The sequence below is a fragment of the Bacillus sp. z50 genome, assembly GCF_058313585.1.
The window spans coordinates 379,708-395,811 of record NZ_JBZFQL010000003.1; the positions used below are offsets into that span (position 1 = coordinate 379,708).

Annotated in this window: 16 protein-coding genes; 12 read left to right on the plus strand and 4 right to left on the minus strand. The window is 40.6% G+C overall.

The window, feature by feature from the left end; translation table 11 throughout:
• Nucleotides 1–6: 6 nt before the first annotated feature.
• Nucleotides 7–1,287, minus strand: a complete 1,281-nt coding sequence (locus tag AC4G3N_RS11200) for an ABC transporter substrate-binding protein (RefSeq protein WP_066106116.1) — start codon at nucleotides 1,285–1,287, stop codon at nucleotides 7–9.
• 265 nt (nucleotides 1,288–1,552) lie between these two features.
• Here AC4G3N_RS11200 and AC4G3N_RS11205 point away from each other — a divergent pair, with 265 nt between their 5' ends.
• The 7 genes from AC4G3N_RS11205 to AC4G3N_RS11235 all read left to right on the plus strand — a co-directional run bounded on the left by AC4G3N_RS11205 (nucleotide 1,553) and on the right by AC4G3N_RS11235 (nucleotide 9,092).
• Nucleotides 1,553–1,780 carry a CsbA family protein gene (locus tag AC4G3N_RS11205; RefSeq protein WP_066106119.1) on the plus strand — a complete coding sequence of 76 codons (228 nt, stop codon included), beginning with the start codon at nucleotides 1,553–1,555 and terminating at the stop codon, nucleotides 1,778–1,780.
• A gap of 195 nt (nucleotides 1,781–1,975) precedes the next feature.
• Complete coding sequence (gene uvrB, locus AC4G3N_RS11210) at nucleotides 1,976–3,952, plus strand: excinuclease ABC subunit UvrB (protein ID WP_066106122.1); 1,977 nt, start codon at nucleotides 1,976–1,978, stop codon at nucleotides 3,950–3,952.
• Between the two features lie 7 nt (nucleotides 3,953–3,959).
• On the plus strand, nucleotides 3,960–6,830 hold the full coding sequence (gene uvrA / locus AC4G3N_RS11215) for an excinuclease ABC subunit UvrA (protein WP_491090230.1): 2,871 nt from the start codon (nucleotides 3,960–3,962) through the stop codon (nucleotides 6,828–6,830).
• A 211-nt stretch (nucleotides 6,831–7,041) separates the two neighbouring features.
• On the plus strand, nucleotides 7,042–7,365 hold the full coding sequence (locus tag AC4G3N_RS11220; protein WP_066106127.1) for a magnetosome magnetite crystal formation protein family: 324 nt from the start codon (nucleotides 7,042–7,044) through the stop codon (nucleotides 7,363–7,365).
• A 34-nt stretch (nucleotides 7,366–7,399) separates the two neighbouring features.
• On the plus strand, nucleotides 7,400–8,500 hold the full coding sequence (locus AC4G3N_RS11225; protein ID WP_066106130.1) for a DUF4097 family beta strand repeat-containing protein: 1,101 nt from the start codon (nucleotides 7,400–7,402) through the stop codon (nucleotides 8,498–8,500).
• A gap of 38 nt (nucleotides 8,501–8,538) precedes the next feature.
• Nucleotides 8,539–8,751, plus strand: coding sequence for a PspC domain-containing protein (locus tag AC4G3N_RS11230; RefSeq protein ID WP_066106133.1), 213 nt, complete (start codon nucleotides 8,539–8,541; stop codon nucleotides 8,749–8,751).
• Nucleotides 8,748–9,092: a phage holin family protein gene (locus AC4G3N_RS11235; protein ID WP_066106135.1), complete on the plus strand. Its 345-nt coding sequence runs from the start codon at nucleotides 8,748–8,750 to the stop codon at nucleotides 9,090–9,092. Before AC4G3N_RS11230 ends, AC4G3N_RS11235 begins: the two co-directional genes overlap by 4 nt.
• A 35-nt stretch (nucleotides 9,093–9,127) precedes the next feature.
• On the opposite strand, the gene AC4G3N_RS11240 is transcribed toward AC4G3N_RS11235, so the two are convergent.
• From AC4G3N_RS11240 to nagA, 3 genes are all read right to left on the minus strand, one after another.
• On the minus strand, nucleotides 9,128–9,826 hold the full coding sequence (locus tag AC4G3N_RS11240) for an N-acetylmuramoyl-L-alanine amidase (RefSeq protein ID WP_254654719.1): 699 nt from the start codon (nucleotides 9,824–9,826) through the stop codon (nucleotides 9,128–9,130).
• Between the two features lie 217 nt (nucleotides 9,827–10,043).
• Nucleotides 10,044–10,772 (minus strand): glucosamine-6-phosphate deaminase, encoded by a 729-nt coding sequence (gene nagB / locus AC4G3N_RS11245; RefSeq protein WP_066106867.1) that lies wholly within the window; start codon nucleotides 10,770–10,772, stop codon nucleotides 10,044–10,046.
• An 11-nt stretch (nucleotides 10,773–10,783) separates the two neighbouring features.
• Complete coding sequence (gene nagA, locus AC4G3N_RS11250; RefSeq protein ID WP_066106141.1) at nucleotides 10,784–11,959, minus strand: N-acetylglucosamine-6-phosphate deacetylase; 1,176 nt, start codon at nucleotides 11,957–11,959, stop codon at nucleotides 10,784–10,786.
• Nucleotides 11,960–12,115: 156 nt separating this feature from the next.
• On the opposite strand from nagA, the gene hprK reads away from it, so the two are divergent.
• The 5 genes from hprK to AC4G3N_RS11275 all read left to right on the plus strand — a co-directional run bounded on the left by hprK (nucleotide 12,116) and on the right by AC4G3N_RS11275 (nucleotide 16,045).
• The gene (gene hprK, locus AC4G3N_RS11255; protein WP_066106142.1) at nucleotides 12,116–13,039 is read left to right on the plus strand and encodes an HPr(Ser) kinase/phosphatase; all 924 of its coding nucleotides are present in this window, start codon (nucleotides 12,116–12,118) and stop codon (nucleotides 13,037–13,039) included.
• Between the two features lie 21 nt (nucleotides 13,040–13,060).
• Entirely contained in the window at nucleotides 13,061–13,861 is an 801-nt protein-coding gene (gene lgt, locus AC4G3N_RS11260; RefSeq protein ID WP_066106146.1) for a prolipoprotein diacylglyceryl transferase, read from the plus strand.
• A gap of 78 nt (nucleotides 13,862–13,939) precedes the next feature.
• Complete coding sequence (locus AC4G3N_RS11265; RefSeq protein WP_066106148.1) at nucleotides 13,940–14,908, plus strand: nucleoside recognition domain-containing protein; 969 nt, start codon at nucleotides 13,940–13,942, stop codon at nucleotides 14,906–14,908.
• Entirely contained in the window at nucleotides 14,877–15,521 is a 645-nt protein-coding gene (ppaX, locus tag AC4G3N_RS11270) for a pyrophosphatase PpaX (RefSeq protein WP_066106151.1), read from the plus strand. Before AC4G3N_RS11265 ends, ppaX begins: the two co-directional genes overlap by 32 nt.
• Complete coding sequence (locus tag AC4G3N_RS11275; protein WP_066106154.1) at nucleotides 15,518–16,045, plus strand: acyltransferase; 528 nt, start codon at nucleotides 15,518–15,520, stop codon at nucleotides 16,043–16,045. The genes ppaX and AC4G3N_RS11275 overlap by 4 nt, the downstream gene beginning before the upstream one ends.
• Nucleotides 16,046–16,104 lie beyond the last annotated feature (59 nt).

Sequence of the window (16,104 nt, forward strand, 5' to 3'; positions counted from 1 at the left end):
AGTTATCTATTCCTTCAATGCAGCCTTCATTTTTGATTCCATATTTTCAATGGCTTCATCAACTGTAATATCCTTTGTTAATGCTTTAGAAATTTCGATTTGCAAAATATCCGATATTTCCTGGTAATTTGGAGTAACCGGCCTAGGTACAGCGTTTTCTAGTGTTTCAACAAAAGACTTTTCTTTGAAAACAGGAGCCGCATCCTGTACTTCCTTATCCTCATATAAAGCTTTTATGGTTGGAGCACGTCCGCCTTCGGTCGCAGAGATTTTTTGTCCTTCTTCCCCAGTCATGAATTTCACAAATTCCCATGATTCTTTTGGATGATCAGTATAGCGGTTAATCATGGCCATATAGCCTCCGAGTGTCGAAGCTGAGCCTGAATCACCAGCAGGCAAGGAGGTAAAGGCAAAGTTGCCAGCTACCTTTGAGGTACTTTTATCAGCAGCTGTTTTTTCCATATAGGGCCAATTGCGTGCGAATACAGTTTGGCCTTCTTTAAAGGCAGATTCAGTTTCCGTTTCAGTAAAAGTTAAAATGTTATTTGGCATGAAATCTGCGTTTGCAATTTCAACCATTTTACTAAGTCCTTTTTTGGCTTCTGGACTGTTAATGACGACTTCATTGTTTTCATCGATGATTTTGCCGCCGTAGGAGGCAATGAATTCCATGGCGTTCACAACAATACCTTCATATTGCTTTGCTTGGAAGACAAAGCCTGAGCTTGTGCCTTCTTTCCCGTTTCCTTCTTTAGCCATTTCTATTAACTCATCCCATGTTTTTGGGGGTTCGCTAACCAAATCTGTTCGATAATAAAGAATACCGGCATCTGAGTATTTTGGCAGAGCCCATTGCTTGCCTTCAAATTTCCCGGCTTCAACTGGACCGGGGAAGTAGTCCTCAAGATTTATTTTATCCTGATCAATGAAGCGGTCTAATTCCATCGCGTAGTTAGCCTGGGCGAACTCTGCCGGCCAAACAACATCTGCATCAAATACGTCGATTTCAGCGCTTTTACTACTGAATGCGGTTACATATTGATCGTGCTGTTGAGTAGAACTATTCGGCATTTCCTGATAGTTTACTTTAATATTGGGATGTTCTTTCTCGAATGCCTCTATCAGTTTTTCTGTACTGCCTGTCGTATCGACTCCTCTGGCATATGTAATTTCGACTGTTTTTGAATCGTTCTCATCGGTAGAGGTTTCTTCGGTATCCGAACATGCTGTTAAGGCAATCCCTAAGAAAGCAGCAGAAGAGATGGATAACCATTTTTTAAGTTTCATATTTTCCCTCCTATATTAATGAATACTTGCTTCTTTATAAATTCCTTTAGATTTGGTTAACGAAACCTAATTTTGGATAAAATTTCATACATGATCCTAAAGGCCTATGGACACATTTGAAGTCAGAGGGTGCCAAATGGAGGGCCAGTCAGCGATTAACTTAGTATCCTGCTGGATTAATCACATGAAATGTAATATATTTGTAGCTGAATAGAATTGCTGGAAAATAGCTGCGTGATTCCAGAGGAAGCAGGTGAGACCTCAGATGAAGATTTTAATAGCTCTTTTAGCTCCAGGTTTATTAGTTGTGCTCTTTTCAAGAGTGACATATAGCTGCATAGTCGGTTTGTGTTTAACGGTTGCCCTAATCGCCGCATCAGCGTATAAAGGCTATACATCATCCTGGCCTCTGATTATAATTGACGCATTTTCATTAACGGCCGGGTATTGGTATTCTCAGCGCATGATCAAAAGAACACCTAAAAGTGCATAAACAACAGACTGAGTCTTCCATATTATTGAGGAAGACTCTTTTATTTTTTTGCAGGATGGGCATAAATGATATTATTAAAGTTAAAAAAGGGAATGTTTGTTCGCTTTTTATTGGTTTGTTTATAGATGATTGTGGTAAAATATTGTTATCAAATAAAACGAGACTTGAGATGAAAATGATGAAAGGGGCTTTTGTGTGAGTAAACAATTTGAATTGGTTTCCAAGTATACTCCTCAAGGAGACCAGCCAACTGCAATTAAAGAGCTAGTGAATGGAATTAATAATGGCGTTAAGCATCAAACGCTGCTTGGCGCTACTGGAACCGGAAAAACATTCACGATTTCAAACGTGATAAAAGAGACTAATAAGCCCACCCTTATCATTGCTCATAATAAGACGCTTGCTGGACAGCTGTACAGTGAATTTAAAGAGTTCTTTCCGAATAATGCAGTCGAGTATTTTGTCAGTTACTATGACTACTATCAGCCTGAAGCGTATGTACCTCAGACTGATACCTTTATAGAAAAGGACGCCAGTATTAATGATGAGATAGATAAACTGCGCCACTCTGCAACATCTGCATTATTTGAGCGGAAGGATGTCATTATTATTGCCAGTGTGTCCTGTATTTATGGCTTGGGTTCTCCAGAAGAATACGGGGAAATGGTTTTATCCATACGAGTTGGCATGGAAATGGAGCGGAATCAGCTATTACGTAAATTGGTCGACATTCAATATGAACGAAATGATATTAACTTTCAACGCGGAGTATTTCGAGTAAGAGGAGATGTAGTAGAGATTTTTCCAGTCTCAAAGGATGAACACTGTGTACGTGTTGAATTTTTCGGCGATGAAGTGGAACGGATCAGAGAGGTGGATGCGCTGACTGGAGAAATTATCGGCGAAAGAGATCATGTAGCTATCTTCCCTGCATCCCACTTCGTTACAAGAGAAGAAAAGATGAGGATTGCTATTCAAAATATTGAGACGGAATTGGAAGAGCAGCTCACCTTTTTAAGAGGTGAAGGAAAGCTTCTCGAAGCACAGCGGTTGGAGCAAAGAACCCGTTACGATCTTGAAATGATGAGAGAAATGGGCTTTTGTTCAGGAATCGAGAACTATTCCCGACATCTGACCTTAAGGCCGCCGGGCTCTACCCCCTATACCCTTATCGATTATTTCCCTAAAGACTTTTTAATGGTTATAGATGAATCCCATGTTACAGTCCCGCAGGTTCGCGGAATGTATAATGGAGACCGCGCCCGGAAAGAGGTACTTGTCAATCATGGTTTCCGTTTGCCGTCCGCAATGGATAATAGGCCTTTGCAATTTCAGGAGTTTGAAGAACATGTCAACCAGATTGTTTATGTATCTGCTACACCGGGGCCTTATGAACAGGAGCATTCACCGGAAATGGTTGAACAGATTATCCGTCCAACAGGACTGCTGGATCCAACTATTGATGTTCGCCCGATTGAAGGTCAAATTGATGACTTGTTAGGGGAAATTAACGAGAGAATCACAAGGGATGAGCGTGTCCTAATCACTACATTGACTAAGAAAATGTCTGAGGATTTAACGGATTATTTAAAAGAGCTTGGCATCAAGGTTCAATATTTACACTCTGAGATTAAAACACTCGAACGAATCGAAATCATCAGAGATCTGCGTCTTGGAAAATATGATGTGTTGATTGGAATAAATCTACTGCGTGAAGGGATTGATATTCCGGAGGTCTCACTCGTAGCTATTCTTGATGCGGATAAAGAAGGATTCCTGCGTTCAGAACGGTCTCTTATTCAAACGGTCGGCCGTGCTGCCCGTAATTCAAACGGTCATGTTATTATGTATGCAGATAAAATAACGAATTCCATGGAAATAGCGATTTCAGAGACTAAAAGGCGCCGTGCGATTCAGGAAGAGTATAACAGGAAACATGGCATCGTTCCCAAGACGATTCAGAAGGATATTCGCGATGTCATTCGGGCCACTCATATAACGGAAGATGAAGAAGAAAAAGCTGCAAATAAATACGAGAAACTTTCCAAGAAAGAGCGTCAAAAAGTAATTGCAAATATGGAAAAAGAAATGAAGGAAGCAGCCAAAGCGCTTGATTTTGAACGTGCTGCCGAACTTAGAGATTTAATTTTAGAGTTAAAAGTGGAAGGATGAACATAGGATGGCACTTGATAAAATTGTAATTAAAGGGGCCAGGACCAATAATCTTAAGGATATTGATGTGACAATCCCCCGGGATAAGCTGGTTGTACTGACGGGTTTATCCGGTTCCGGAAAGTCCTCCCTGGCTTTTGACACAATCTATGCGGAGGGCCAGCGCCGCTATGTGGAATCTCTTTCCGCATATGCCCGGCAGTTCCTCGGCCAAATGGATAAACCGGATGTTGATTTGATTGAAGGGCTGTCTCCAGCGATATCAATTGACCAAAAGACGACAAGCCGCAATCCTCGTTCAACCGTTGCGACAGTGACAGAGATTTATGATTATATGCGTTTATTGTATGCCAGAGTCGGCAAACCAGTCTGTCCTGTGCATGGGATTGAAATTACATCTCAAACAATTGAGCAAATGGTAGACAGAATCTTGTCCTATCCAGAACGCACGAAAATGCAGATTCTGTCTCCGGTTGTAACAGGCAGAAAAGGTACCCATGTCAAAATGCTTGAAGATATTAAAAAGCAAGGGTATGTCCGTGTCCGTGTAAACGGAGAAATGTATGATTTGGATGATGATATTCGTCTGGATAAAAATAAAAAGCATACGATTGAAGTGGTCATCGACCGGGTTGTCGTGAAAGAGGGAATCAATGCCCGCTTAGCTGATTCAATTGAATCTGCACTCCGTCTGGGTGATGGTAAAGTTATCATTGATGTAATAGGCGAGGAAGAGTTGCTTTTCAGTGAGCATCATGCCTGTCCGTATTGTGGATTTTCAATTGGGGAATTGGAGCCTCGGATATTCTCGTTCAACAGTCCATTTGGCGCCTGCCCAACATGTGATGGACTGGGCTTTAAAGTAAAAGTTGACCGGGCTGCCGTAATTCCTGACCCGGAATTAACATTAAGGGAGCATGCAATCGCTCCATGGGAACCTACCAGTTCTCAGTATTATCCTAAATTACTTGAATGTGTATGCAATCACTATGGTATAGATATGGATGTTCCAGTCTCTCAAATACCGGAAAGCCAGCTTGATAAAATTCTTTATGGCTCGGATGGGGAGAAAATCTATTTCCGTTACGAGAATGATTTCGGGCAAATACGGGAAAACAGAGTGGAATTTGAAGGCGTATTGGCTAATGTAGAACGCCGGTTTAAAGAAACAAGTTCAGATTATACACGTGATCAGATGGAAAAATATATGGCCGAGCAGGCATGTCCAACCTGTAAAGGCTATCGTCTGAAGAAGGAAACGATGGCGGTATTAATAGCAGGACAGCATATTGGCGAGATTACGGCCCTCTCTATTAAAGATGCTAACGATTTCTTTGAAAATTTGAATCTATCCGAGAAAGATATGAGTATCGGCCGTTTGATATTTAGGGAAATCAAAGAAAGGCTGGGCTTTTTGAATAATGTTGGCTTGGAATATCTGACATTAAACCGAGCAGCCGGAACACTTTCAGGGGGAGAAGCACAGCGAATCAGATTGGCTACTCAAATCGGCTCGCGCTTAACAGGTGTTTTATACATTTTGGATGAACCTTCAATTGGTCTTCATCAACGTGATAATGACCGATTGATTGCGACGCTGAAAAGTATGCGTGACATCGGGAATACGCTTATTGTGGTGGAGCATGATGAGGACACGATGCTGGCAGCGGATTATTTGATTGATGTCGGTCCTGGAGCAGGAGCGCACGGCGGTGAGATTGTCTCAGCAGGTACGCCGGAGGAAGTGATGGAGGATTCTAATTCCTTAACGGGCCAATATTTATCAGGGAAAAAATTCATTCCTTTGCCACAGGAACGCAGAAAGGGCGATGGACGATTAATTCAGATTAAAGGTGCTAAAGAGAATAATCTCAAAAATGTAAATGTATCTTTTCCGCTTGGGACATTTGTAGCTGTTACAGGAGTATCCGGATCAGGTAAAAGTACATTAGTGAATGAAATTCTCCATAAATCATTAGCTCAAAAGCTGCACAGGGCGAAAGCGAGACCAGGAAACCACCGCGAGATAAAAGGTGTGGAGGAACTGGAGAAAGTGATTGATATTGACCAATCACCAATCGGTCGTACGCCGCGATCCAATCCGGCAACCTATACAGGTGTGTTTGATGATATCAGGGATGTGTTTGCTTCCACAAATGAAGCGAAGGTCCGTGGATATAAGAAAGGCCGTTTCAGTTTCAATATTAAAGGCGGACGCTGTGAAGCATGCCGTGGAGATGGAATCATCCGAATAGAAATGCATTTCCTTCCGGATGTCTATGTTCCTTGTGAGGTTTGTCATGGAAAACGGTATAATCGGGAAACATTGGAAGTAACCTATAAAGGGAAGAATATTTCTGATATTTTAGATATGACAGTAGAAGAAGCACTTCAGTTCTTTGAAAATCATCCGAAAATCAAACGGAAGATCCAAACCATTTATGATGTTGGTCTGGGATATATTAAGATGGGTCAGCCTGCCACAACACTATCCGGCGGAGAAGCGCAAAGGGTTAAGCTGGCGAGTGAATTACACCGTCGCTCCAATGGCCGCTCACTCTATATTTTGGATGAGCCGACAACAGGACTTCATGTTGATGATATCTCGCGTCTCTTGGAAGTATTGCAGCGCTTGGTTGATAATGGCGATACAGTGCTTGTCATTGAGCATAATTTAGATGTCATTAAAGCAGCTGATTATTTAATTGATTTAGGTCCTGAAGGTGGAGAAAAAGGCGGAACCATTTTGGCTACCGGAACACCGGAGGTTATAGCGGAGACACCTGAATCTTATACAGGAAAATATTTAAAGCCCGTTCTAGAACGTGATCGGGACCGTATGAATAATAAAATCAAGGAAAAGCAAGCCGCCAGATAAAACGGCTTGCTTTTTATCCATATCCGGCGTATTTGCTTCAGAGAACTTACTCATACGTTTGCCCGTGCACCTTTAGAAAACTCATAGATTAACGATTTCTGGCCAGGGTATAATCGAAAAGTTACCATTTTCCAATTGTTGTAAGGTATTGTTGATATATAAGAAACTTTCTTTCAATTTATACGTACAATTAGGAGAGGTGTCTGTATCTATGACAACAACTAATCGATTTCTGGCTGCTCTATGTTATTTCAGTTTCTTCTTTTTAGGCTTCATCTTTCCTACGGTTATTTATTTCGTAGCTGTAGATGATTTTGAGCTAAAAGGGCATGCTAAACGAGCTTTAATCTCACATCTATTTCCATTAGTCATGGGCATTATCGTGTTCTTTGTATTTCTAACTCAGCTTGCCTCGAGTTCGGAAATAACGGCCTTGCCCTATACTGCTATACTGGCTATGTTTCTTTTCGGTTTGATTAGCTTTATTGTGATGATTTGGAACGTCATTCAGGGTATTAAACTAGTAAAGGATTGATAGGTACATACCATGGAAAAGGGAGCTGGTAAGAATGAATCAAGAGAAAAAAAGAATTTTGGAAATGGTGAAGGAAGGCTTACTTAACGCCGATGAAGCATTATTATTACTTGAGCAAATTGAAAAGAAAGACAAACTGATTAAAGAAGATGAGCAAAGGACAGAAACCAGTGAATTATCAACGGTTGTAAACCAAAGTGAATCAGAATATAAGGGGTCACCATCCAAAAAGTCTGCATCCACAATGGATAAACTATTAGGAATCGTAGACGATGTTGTTAAAAAGATAAAAGATGTAGATTTTGACCTTAATTTTGGCTCAGCGGTTGATATCGAGCATATTTATCATCATGATCATGTATCTTTGCGTAAAATAGATGTCGATCTGGCAAACGGCAGTGTCCAGTTCCTCCCATGGGATAAGGACGAGATTAGGATTGAATGCCAGGCGAAGGTGTATAGGGCAGAAAATACGACTGAAGCGAGAGAAAAACTGCTTAAAGAAGTAACTTATTCGCTTGAAGAAGGAAGACTTCGATTTGCTGCACACGACAAATCCATTAAATTACAAGCAATCATTCGTGTGCCAGACAATCGCTATGAGGAATTGAAAATTCGACTATTTAACGGAGCAATTACCGGTGAAAATGTTAAAGTCGATACGGTTATGACCAAAACGGGTAATGGGCAAATTCAATTTACGGATTTGAATGCAAGAGAAGCAGAATTTGAGACGGTCAATGGTGTTGTCAATCTTAAAGGATTTGATGTAGGCGAATTGGAAGTCGAAACGATGAATGGTGCAATCCAAATCCAGGGAGGCTTCCGAAAAGGAGATTTCCAGACGATTAATGGAAGTATTCAATGTGAACAAACCGGCCGTTATGGAGAAACGATCCGAGCTAAGGCGTCGGCAGGAAGTATTAATCTGCAAATCCCAGCAAATACTGGATGTGATGGGGAGTTAAAATCCAATCTCGGCAGTTTTAATATTGACCTGAAGGGTATTCACATCATTGAGGAAAAAAGTGATGTGGTCCAAAAGATGCTCCGATTCAAGTCAGAGGGTAATTATGAGGAATCCATTCATATTTTGGCCGAATCAAGAGCCGGTAATATTAAAATCAAACATTAATCAATACGTTAATGGATTAAAAGGAGCTGCGGGGTATTTTGAAGGAAAAAAAGCGTTTTGTCCGTTCAAGGTCAGATAAGATTGTTTCGGGTGTCCTTGGAGGAATCTCACAATATTTTGGTATGAGTTCAAAGCTTTTGCGTATCCTATTTATAATCGCGCTCATTCCAACTAGCTTTATGCTGATTATTCCCTATACGATTCTTAGCTGTTTTATGCCGAGAGAAGAAGTGAAGGAGATGGACATATGAAATGGATAGCCAAAATACTTGTTAATGCAGTCGTTTTCGTATTGCTGACACAGATATTTGAAGGTGTTCATGTAACCGGGTTTGGTGCAGCCATTATTGCAGCCATTGTATTATCCATCTTTAACGTAATTGTCAAACCAATTGTGACCATCCTAACGATACCTATAACGATCATTACGCTAGGAATATTTCTGCTCTTCATTAATACCATTGTGTTAATGATTACGGATGCAGCAATGGGAAGTGCCTTTGATATCAATGGCTTCTGGCTGACATTCCTGGTATCGATTATTCTTTCATTGGTTAATACGATTATGGAAAGTGTAATGGATGATAAATAAAGAACCTGAAGCCTGTTTACTAGGCTTCAGGTTTTTTAGCATTCTTGCTTGTCCGTTATGATGGTTGTTTCAAAACCAAGACGTTTTAGCTGTGTTGCTAAGTTGGCTGCATTCTGCTTGTCTGAAAAGGCACCTAACTGAATCTTGTACAGTATTTTTTCCGGATCTGATTTTTTGGAAGGATTGCTTAATTTCTTTTTCAATGAATAATGAGAGATGATAGATTCGGCAATTGCTTGTGCACATTTTTTTCGGTAGTGATTGCTTTTAAGCAGCTTTATTTCCTTTTCATTTGTCATAAACCCGCATTCAACCAGTACAGCTGTCATTTTTGTGGCGCTCAGCACATGAAAATCAGCAGTTTTAACTCCTCGATTTTGTAAACCGGTGGTGGCAATCAATTTATTCTGGATTTTTGTAGCGAGAGAGAGGGCTTCTTTAGGCCCTGATGTATGAATATACGTTTCAATTCCTCCTGCTTTATGCCAACCTCGATTTACGGCGGCGTTGGCATGAATTGATACATATAAATCTACATGGAGAGAATTTGCACGATTCGTTCTTTCTTGTAAAGGAACATCTACTATGTCCGAATGGGCAAAGAAAGTATTAACTTGATAGTTGGTTAATAAATCCTTTAAATATTCAGCAACACTTCGATTAAATTCATATTCCTTCATTCCATCCGGTGATGACTTTCCAGGTGTTTTATAGCCATGGCCTGCATCAATCATAATCTTCAACTTTAAAAGCCCCCTGTCCTTTTACTACCATAATATGAGGCAAGCCATCTAAATGGCCCATCTATGGTGACGTTTTAAATTAAAAGGACAGGATCTCTTGATTAAAATTGATATTATATTTCAGTCAGGCTTCATTGCTGTCAGAATGTATGTAATGGCTTCATCTAATATGCGTTATAGCACTCCATAGAATGTGGAAAGCCAATGATTAATCGAGCATAGAAGCTGCTTCTTTATCTACGATTACGGTTACTGCCGGATGCTGCTTTAGAATACTTGCTGGTAGTTGTTCTGTTAGATCACCGTGAATCAGTTTGTAGGTTGCTTCTGCCTTTGCTTCACCAGAAGAGAGCAGTATAATCTCTTTGCTTTTCATAATTGTAGAAATGCCCATTGTGATCGCTTGTTTTGGAACCTCATCCAGATGATTAAAGAAGCGGGCATTAGCTTGTCGAGTGCTTTCTTTTAATTCAATGATATGTGTCTTACTGGAAAATGGTGTTCCAGGTTCATTGAAGCCAATGTGACCATTCTTTCCGATTCCTAATACCTGAAGCTCTACATTACCAAGATTATTTATCACCGTTTCATATCGCTCACATTCCTGCATAAGGTCCTCTGCATCCCCATGTGGAAGATGAATATGATTTTGTGGGATGTCCAAGTATTTGAATAGATTATTCATCATATAGGAGTGATAGCTGTTTGGATTATCTTTTGAAAGCCCTATATATTCATCCAGGTTTACGGTATGGATTTGCTGATAGCTTGTCCCATTTTTCTGGTGATCCTCTATAAGATTTTTATAGAGACCGAGTGGGGTGCTTCCGGTAGCGAGTCCAAGGACTGCATCCGGTTTTTGCTTGATTTTGCTGATGAAAATTTCTGCTGCAATTTGGCTCATTTCATCATAATTGTCTGCTTTAATAATCCTCATAGTTGTTTGATTCATTGCTCTTCACCTCTGTAAGCTATTTTACCACGGCAGATTGTCGTGGATACATTAAAGTTTGTATCCATAATCACAAGATCTGCGTCTTTCCCAACAACAATGCTTCCTTTTTGATCATAAATATTAAGCTGTTTAGCTGGATTAACAGATGCCATTTGGACAACTTCTTGCAGTGAATATCCGGTAAAATGACATACATTTTTTATGGCATCGTTCATTTTGAGAATACTGCCTGCCAAAGTACCATCTGCAAGACGCGCTTCATCACCTGTAACGGTTACTTCCTGTCCGCCAAGATCATATTGTCCATCCGCCATTCCTTTTGCCCGCATGGCATCCGTAATAAGAATGGCCTTTTCTGTGCCTTTAACCTTGAGGGCAAGCTTTATCATTTCAGGTGATATGTGAATTCCATCCGCAATCATCTCCACGAATACCTGATCATGCAGCAAAGCTGCTCCAGCGGCACCTATGTCACGATGGTGTAAGCCGGTCATTTGATTAAATAAATGTGTAGCATTCGAAATTCCGTGTTCAATCGCCTCTGATGCCTGTTCGTATGTGGCATTAGTATGACCCATGGAGCAGATGATATTTGAATTGCGGAGATGTTTAATTAATTCCTTTGCACCAGGCTGTTCCGGAGCAAGAGTGACCAATTTGATTGCATTACCTGATGATTCGTTCCACTCCTTAAATAAATCCACGTCGGCATTCTTGATATGATGCAACGGCTGTGCTCCTGCTTTTGATGGACTGATAAATGGACCTTCTAAATGTACGCCCAGCATTTCGGTTTCTCCGGCAGGATTTCCGTTAATCTTAAAGCTTTTGATAGCTTGTAACGCTTTATTTATATTGGCAGGATCCTGTGTCATTGTTGTTGCAAGAAAAGATGTGGTTCCCTCTTTAGGCAGCTCTTTTGCCATGATTCTAAGTGCTTCTTCTGTAGAATCCATGGCATCAGCCCCGGCCGCGCCATGAATGTGGATATCAATGAAACCGGGCAGTACTAGCTGTCCCTCTTTAAGGGTGATAATTTCATCAGCGTGCTGTGGTGAGTTTTCCATAAGACCCACTTCTTTAATTTGATTATCTTTAATTAAGATATATCCGTTTTGCAGGATGGCATTCTCTTGATATATCGTTGCGTTTTGTATCAGTAGTGTCATTTCTCTTAAACCCCCAGGTAAGTTGTCCTATCCTTATGGTACTTTTAACTTTTTAGAAAAACCAGAATTATATTATTGTAATTGTATGGTTATGTAGGAAATAATGATAAAATGAAAGCACAAATTTAATAATCACTAGATCAGGGAGTGAATTTTTTGGCAAAAGTTAAAACAATCGACCTCATTGATGAATTCCAGCTTGAACTGGTTTGTGGTGAAGAAGGTGTAAATAGACCTATCACTACGAGCGATCTTTCCAGACCTGGTTTAGAAATTGCAGGTTATTTCGATTATTACCCTGCTGATCGTATTCAAATCCTTGGGATGACAGAATTATCGTTTTTCTCTAAGTTAAATGATGAAGAAAGAATTTCAAGAATGCAAATGCTATGCAGTGATATTACACCTTGTATCGTTATCACGCGTGATTTAGAGGTGCCGAAGGAATTATTGATGGCTTCTGAAAGCGTTTCTGTACCGGTTTTACGAACATCGATGAAAACGACCCGGTTTTCCAGCCGACTGACTAATTTCCTTGAAAGCAAGCTTGCTCCAACGACTGCTGTTCACGGCGTTTTGGTAGATATATATGGCGTAGGTGTCATGATTACCGGAAAGAGCGGAGTCGGAAAAAGTGAGACTGCGCTTGAACTTGTAAAAAGAGGACATCGTTTAGTTGCCGATGATTGTGTGGAAATTCGCCAGGAAGATGACGACACACTGGTCGGAAATTCACCTGAATTGATCGAGCACCTTTTGGAAATTAGAGGCGTAGGCATCATTAATGTGATGACTTTGTTTGGTGCGGGAGCAGTCAGAAGCCATAAAAGAATCTCCCTTGTCATCAATCTGGAGCTATGGGATCAGCAGAAGAATTACGATAGACTTGGTTTGGAAGAAGAAAAGGTACGAATTATTGATACGGATATCACCCGAATGAATATACCAGTTCGGCCGGGCCGAAATATTGCGGTTATTATTGAAGTGGCGGCTATGAATTTCCGTCTGAAACGAATGGGCGTTAATACAGCTCAGCAATTTACCGAAAAATTGAATGAAGCAATTGAAAAAGAAAAATAATTAGAGTAGGTGTTAGGGTAGATGAATACGATAGACCGTGTTGCCATACATATCGGTTCCATCCAGATTTACTGGTATGGAATTATTATTGGAATGGGTGTCTTTATTGGGCTTTGGCTTGCCATGCGTGAGTCAAAACACCGTGGGTTGGACAAAGATTTGTTTGTTGACCTGTTGATCTATGCAGTTCCAATCTCTATTATCAGTGCACGTATTTACTATGTTATTTTTGAGTGGTCCTATTATAAAGATCACCTCGGCGATATTTATAAAATATGGAATGGCGGAATTGCCATTCATGGAGCCTTGATTGGGGCCGTCATTACAACCATTTTCTTTGCTCGCTCCAGAAATATATCCTTCTGGAAAATTGCTGATATTGCAGCGCCATCTCTTATTCTCGCGCAGGGTATTGGCAGATGGGGTAACTTCATTAACCAGGAAGCATATGGTGATGTGGTTAGCCGCCAATTTCTTGAGAATTTAATGTTGCCCGACTTCATCATTGATCAAATGTTTATCAATGGTGCTTACCACCACCCGACTTTCTTGTACGAATCCCTTTGGAATTTCCTTGGATTTGGTTTATTGCTTCTGTTAAGAAGAGTTAATCTGCGTCAGGGTGAAATATTCCTGACATACGTAATTTGGTATTCCATCGGCCGCTACTTTATAGAGGGGATGCGAACAGATAGCCTCATGCTGTTTGGTGAATTCCGAATGGCGCAGGTCTTATCGCTTTCATTGATTATTGGTGGAATAATCCTGCTTGTTGTAAGACGGAAAATGGGATATTCAGAGAAAAAATATTTAGACATATGATGTCCATTGCTCATAACCACATCTTTAGAATTTCAGATTGCAGGTTGTACATCGTGAACAGCTAAAGGGGTGGAATTTATGAAAAAAGATACCATATCAAAAGGGATAATGGCTGGGTTAAGAACTACGTGGATGCTCGGGAAGATTATTTTTCCCGTTACATTTTTAATATCCATCTTGCAATATACACCGGTATTACCTTGGGTAATTGATTTGATAAGTCCTGCCATGGGACTGATTGGACTTCCGGGAGACGCAGCAATTCCGTTGGTACTTGGGAACTTTTTGAATCTCTATGCCGGGATTGGGGGCATATTGGCACTTGATTCTTTAACTGTTAAAGAAGTATTTATTATTGCCGTAATGCTTTCCTTTTCCCATAATCTCTTTATTGAAACCGGTGTTGCGTTAAAGGTAGGAGTTAAACTATGGGTTGTCCTGCTCACGCGTATTGGGCTAGCGCTATTATCAGCCATTGTCATTCATTTAGTATGGCAGGGCGGATCAGAGAGAATATATTATGGGATCAGCGGGAATGAGGAAGTAGTATCAGGCTTCATGCCTGTATTATTGCTGGCATTGGAAAAAGCAGCTTATGGAACATTGAAGCTGGCATTGATCGTTATCCCATTGATGCTAGTTATCCAAATTATGAAGGATCTTAATTGGCTAAATAAGTTTTCGGACTGGATGAAGCCTATCACTAGGATGCTGGGGATGAAAGAAAACACATCCATGACTTTGGTTGCGGGCTTGGTCATTGGTCTGGCTTATGGAGCGGGAGTTATGCTTGATGCCGTTCGTGAAGATGGGGTTAGTAAAAAGGATATTACGATCGCCTTTATCTTTCTAATCGCCTGCCATGCAGTGGTGGAGGATACGGTCATTTTTATCCCTCTTGGCGTGCCAGTTCTGCCCCTGCTGCTCATCCGTTTGGTGACAGCCATTCTTTTAGCCGTAACAATTGCATTTATATGGAAAAAGGTAGAATTAAGAAAGAGGAAGGACGAACAGCGTGAAGCAGAAAATCACAACATTACTATTTGATTTAGATGGAACATTAATTGATACGAATGAACTAATTATTGCTTCATTTTTACATACATTTGATCATTACTATCCAGGCCAATATTCACGTGAGGACGTCTACCAATTTATTGGTCCCTCCCTGGCTGAAACCTTTGGAGGCTTGGACGCTGAGCGTAAGGATGAGATGATTGCTTTTTACCGCGAACACAATTTTGCCAATCATGACTTGCTTGTTCGTGAATATGAAGGTGTATATGAGACGATTGAAATACTTAAAAAAAGTGGATATAAAGTCGGTATTGTGACAACTAAAATGCGCAATGCTGTTAAGATGGGCTTGATTAAAGGCCGCCTTGAATCCTTTTTTGATGTTGTTGTCACACTTGATGATGTTCAAATGCCAAAGCCAGATCCGGAGCCAATCCAGTTAGCGTTGAAATTAATCGGATCTGAGCCTTCTGAAACGATTATGGTTGGAGACAATAGCCATGATGTTTTGGCTGGGAAAAACGCTGGAACGAAGACAGCGGGCGTTGCCTGGACAATCAAGGGAAGAGAGTATCTTGAGCAATTCAAGCCGGATTATATGCTTGAAAATATGCGCGATCTCTTAACGATTGTAAAGCAATGAGAAGAACAAAGCGTTATCCGGTAAAAGGCGATGGCAATTCCCTTTGGTATGTTTATAAAACCGTTCCCTTTTGGAAGGTTGTTCGCAATTTTATCGTTATACAGCTTGCGAGATATACACCTTTTTTAAGCATGAAAAATTGGCTTTATCGGACTTTTTTAGGAATGAAGGTTGGGCAGAAGACCTCCTTTGCCTTAATGGTTATGCTTGACGTTATGTTTCCAGAAAAAATATCCGTTGGACGTAACTCGGTGATTGGCTATAATACAACGATTCTCGCGCACGAATACTTAATAAACGAATACCGTTTAGGGAGTGTAATTATTGGTGATGAGGTGTTGATTGGTGCCAACTCTACTCTGTTGCCCGGAATTGAAATAGGTGATGGTGCGATTGTTTCGGCAGGGACCCTCGTTCATAAGGATGTTCCGGCAGGGGCCTTTGTAGGAGGTAATCCGATGAAAATCATCTATAGTGCGGAAGAAATGAAAATTAGAATCAAGGAAGATGATTTCTTTCGGTAAAAGAGGAACCCCGTTCATTAGAGCGGGGTTTTTAATTGTGTAATTTGCAGGCCTAATGA

Coding starts and splice junctions, on each gene's coding strand:
- AC4G3N_RS11225 (WP_066106130.1), top strand. CDS start 7,400: ATGAATCAAGAGAAAAAAAGAATTTTGGAAATGGTGAAGGAAGGCTTA.
- AC4G3N_RS11200 (WP_066106116.1), bottom strand. CDS start 1,287: ATGAAACTTAAAAAATGGTTATCCATCTCTTCTGCTGCTTTCTTAGGG.
- AC4G3N_RS11265 (WP_066106148.1), top strand. CDS start 13,940: ATGAAAAAAGATACCATATCAAAAGGGATAATGGCTGGGTTAAGAACT.
- nagA (WP_066106141.1), bottom strand. CDS start 11,959: ATGACACTACTGATACAAAACGCAACGATATATCAAGAGAATGCCATC.
- nagB (WP_066106867.1), bottom strand. CDS start 10,772: ATGAGGATTATTAAAGCAGACAATTATGATGAAATGAGCCAAATTGCA.
- lgt (WP_066106146.1), top strand. CDS start 13,061: ATGAATACGATAGACCGTGTTGCCATACATATCGGTTCCATCCAGATT.
- AC4G3N_RS11205 (WP_066106119.1), top strand. CDS start 1,553: ATGAAGATTTTAATAGCTCTTTTAGCTCCAGGTTTATTAGTTGTGCTC.
- AC4G3N_RS11275 (WP_066106154.1), top strand. CDS start 15,518: ATGAGAAGAACAAAGCGTTATCCGGTAAAAGGCGATGGCAATTCCCTT.
- uvrA (WP_491090230.1), top strand. CDS start 3,960: ATGGCACTTGATAAAATTGTAATTAAAGGGGCCAGGACCAATAATCTT.
- AC4G3N_RS11240 (WP_254654719.1), bottom strand. CDS start 9,826: ATGATTGATGCAGGCCATGGCTATAAAACACCTGGAAAGTCATCACCG.
- AC4G3N_RS11235 (WP_066106135.1), top strand. CDS start 8,748: ATGAAATGGATAGCCAAAATACTTGTTAATGCAGTCGTTTTCGTATTG.
- AC4G3N_RS11220 (WP_066106127.1), top strand. CDS start 7,042: ATGACAACAACTAATCGATTTCTGGCTGCTCTATGTTATTTCAGTTTC.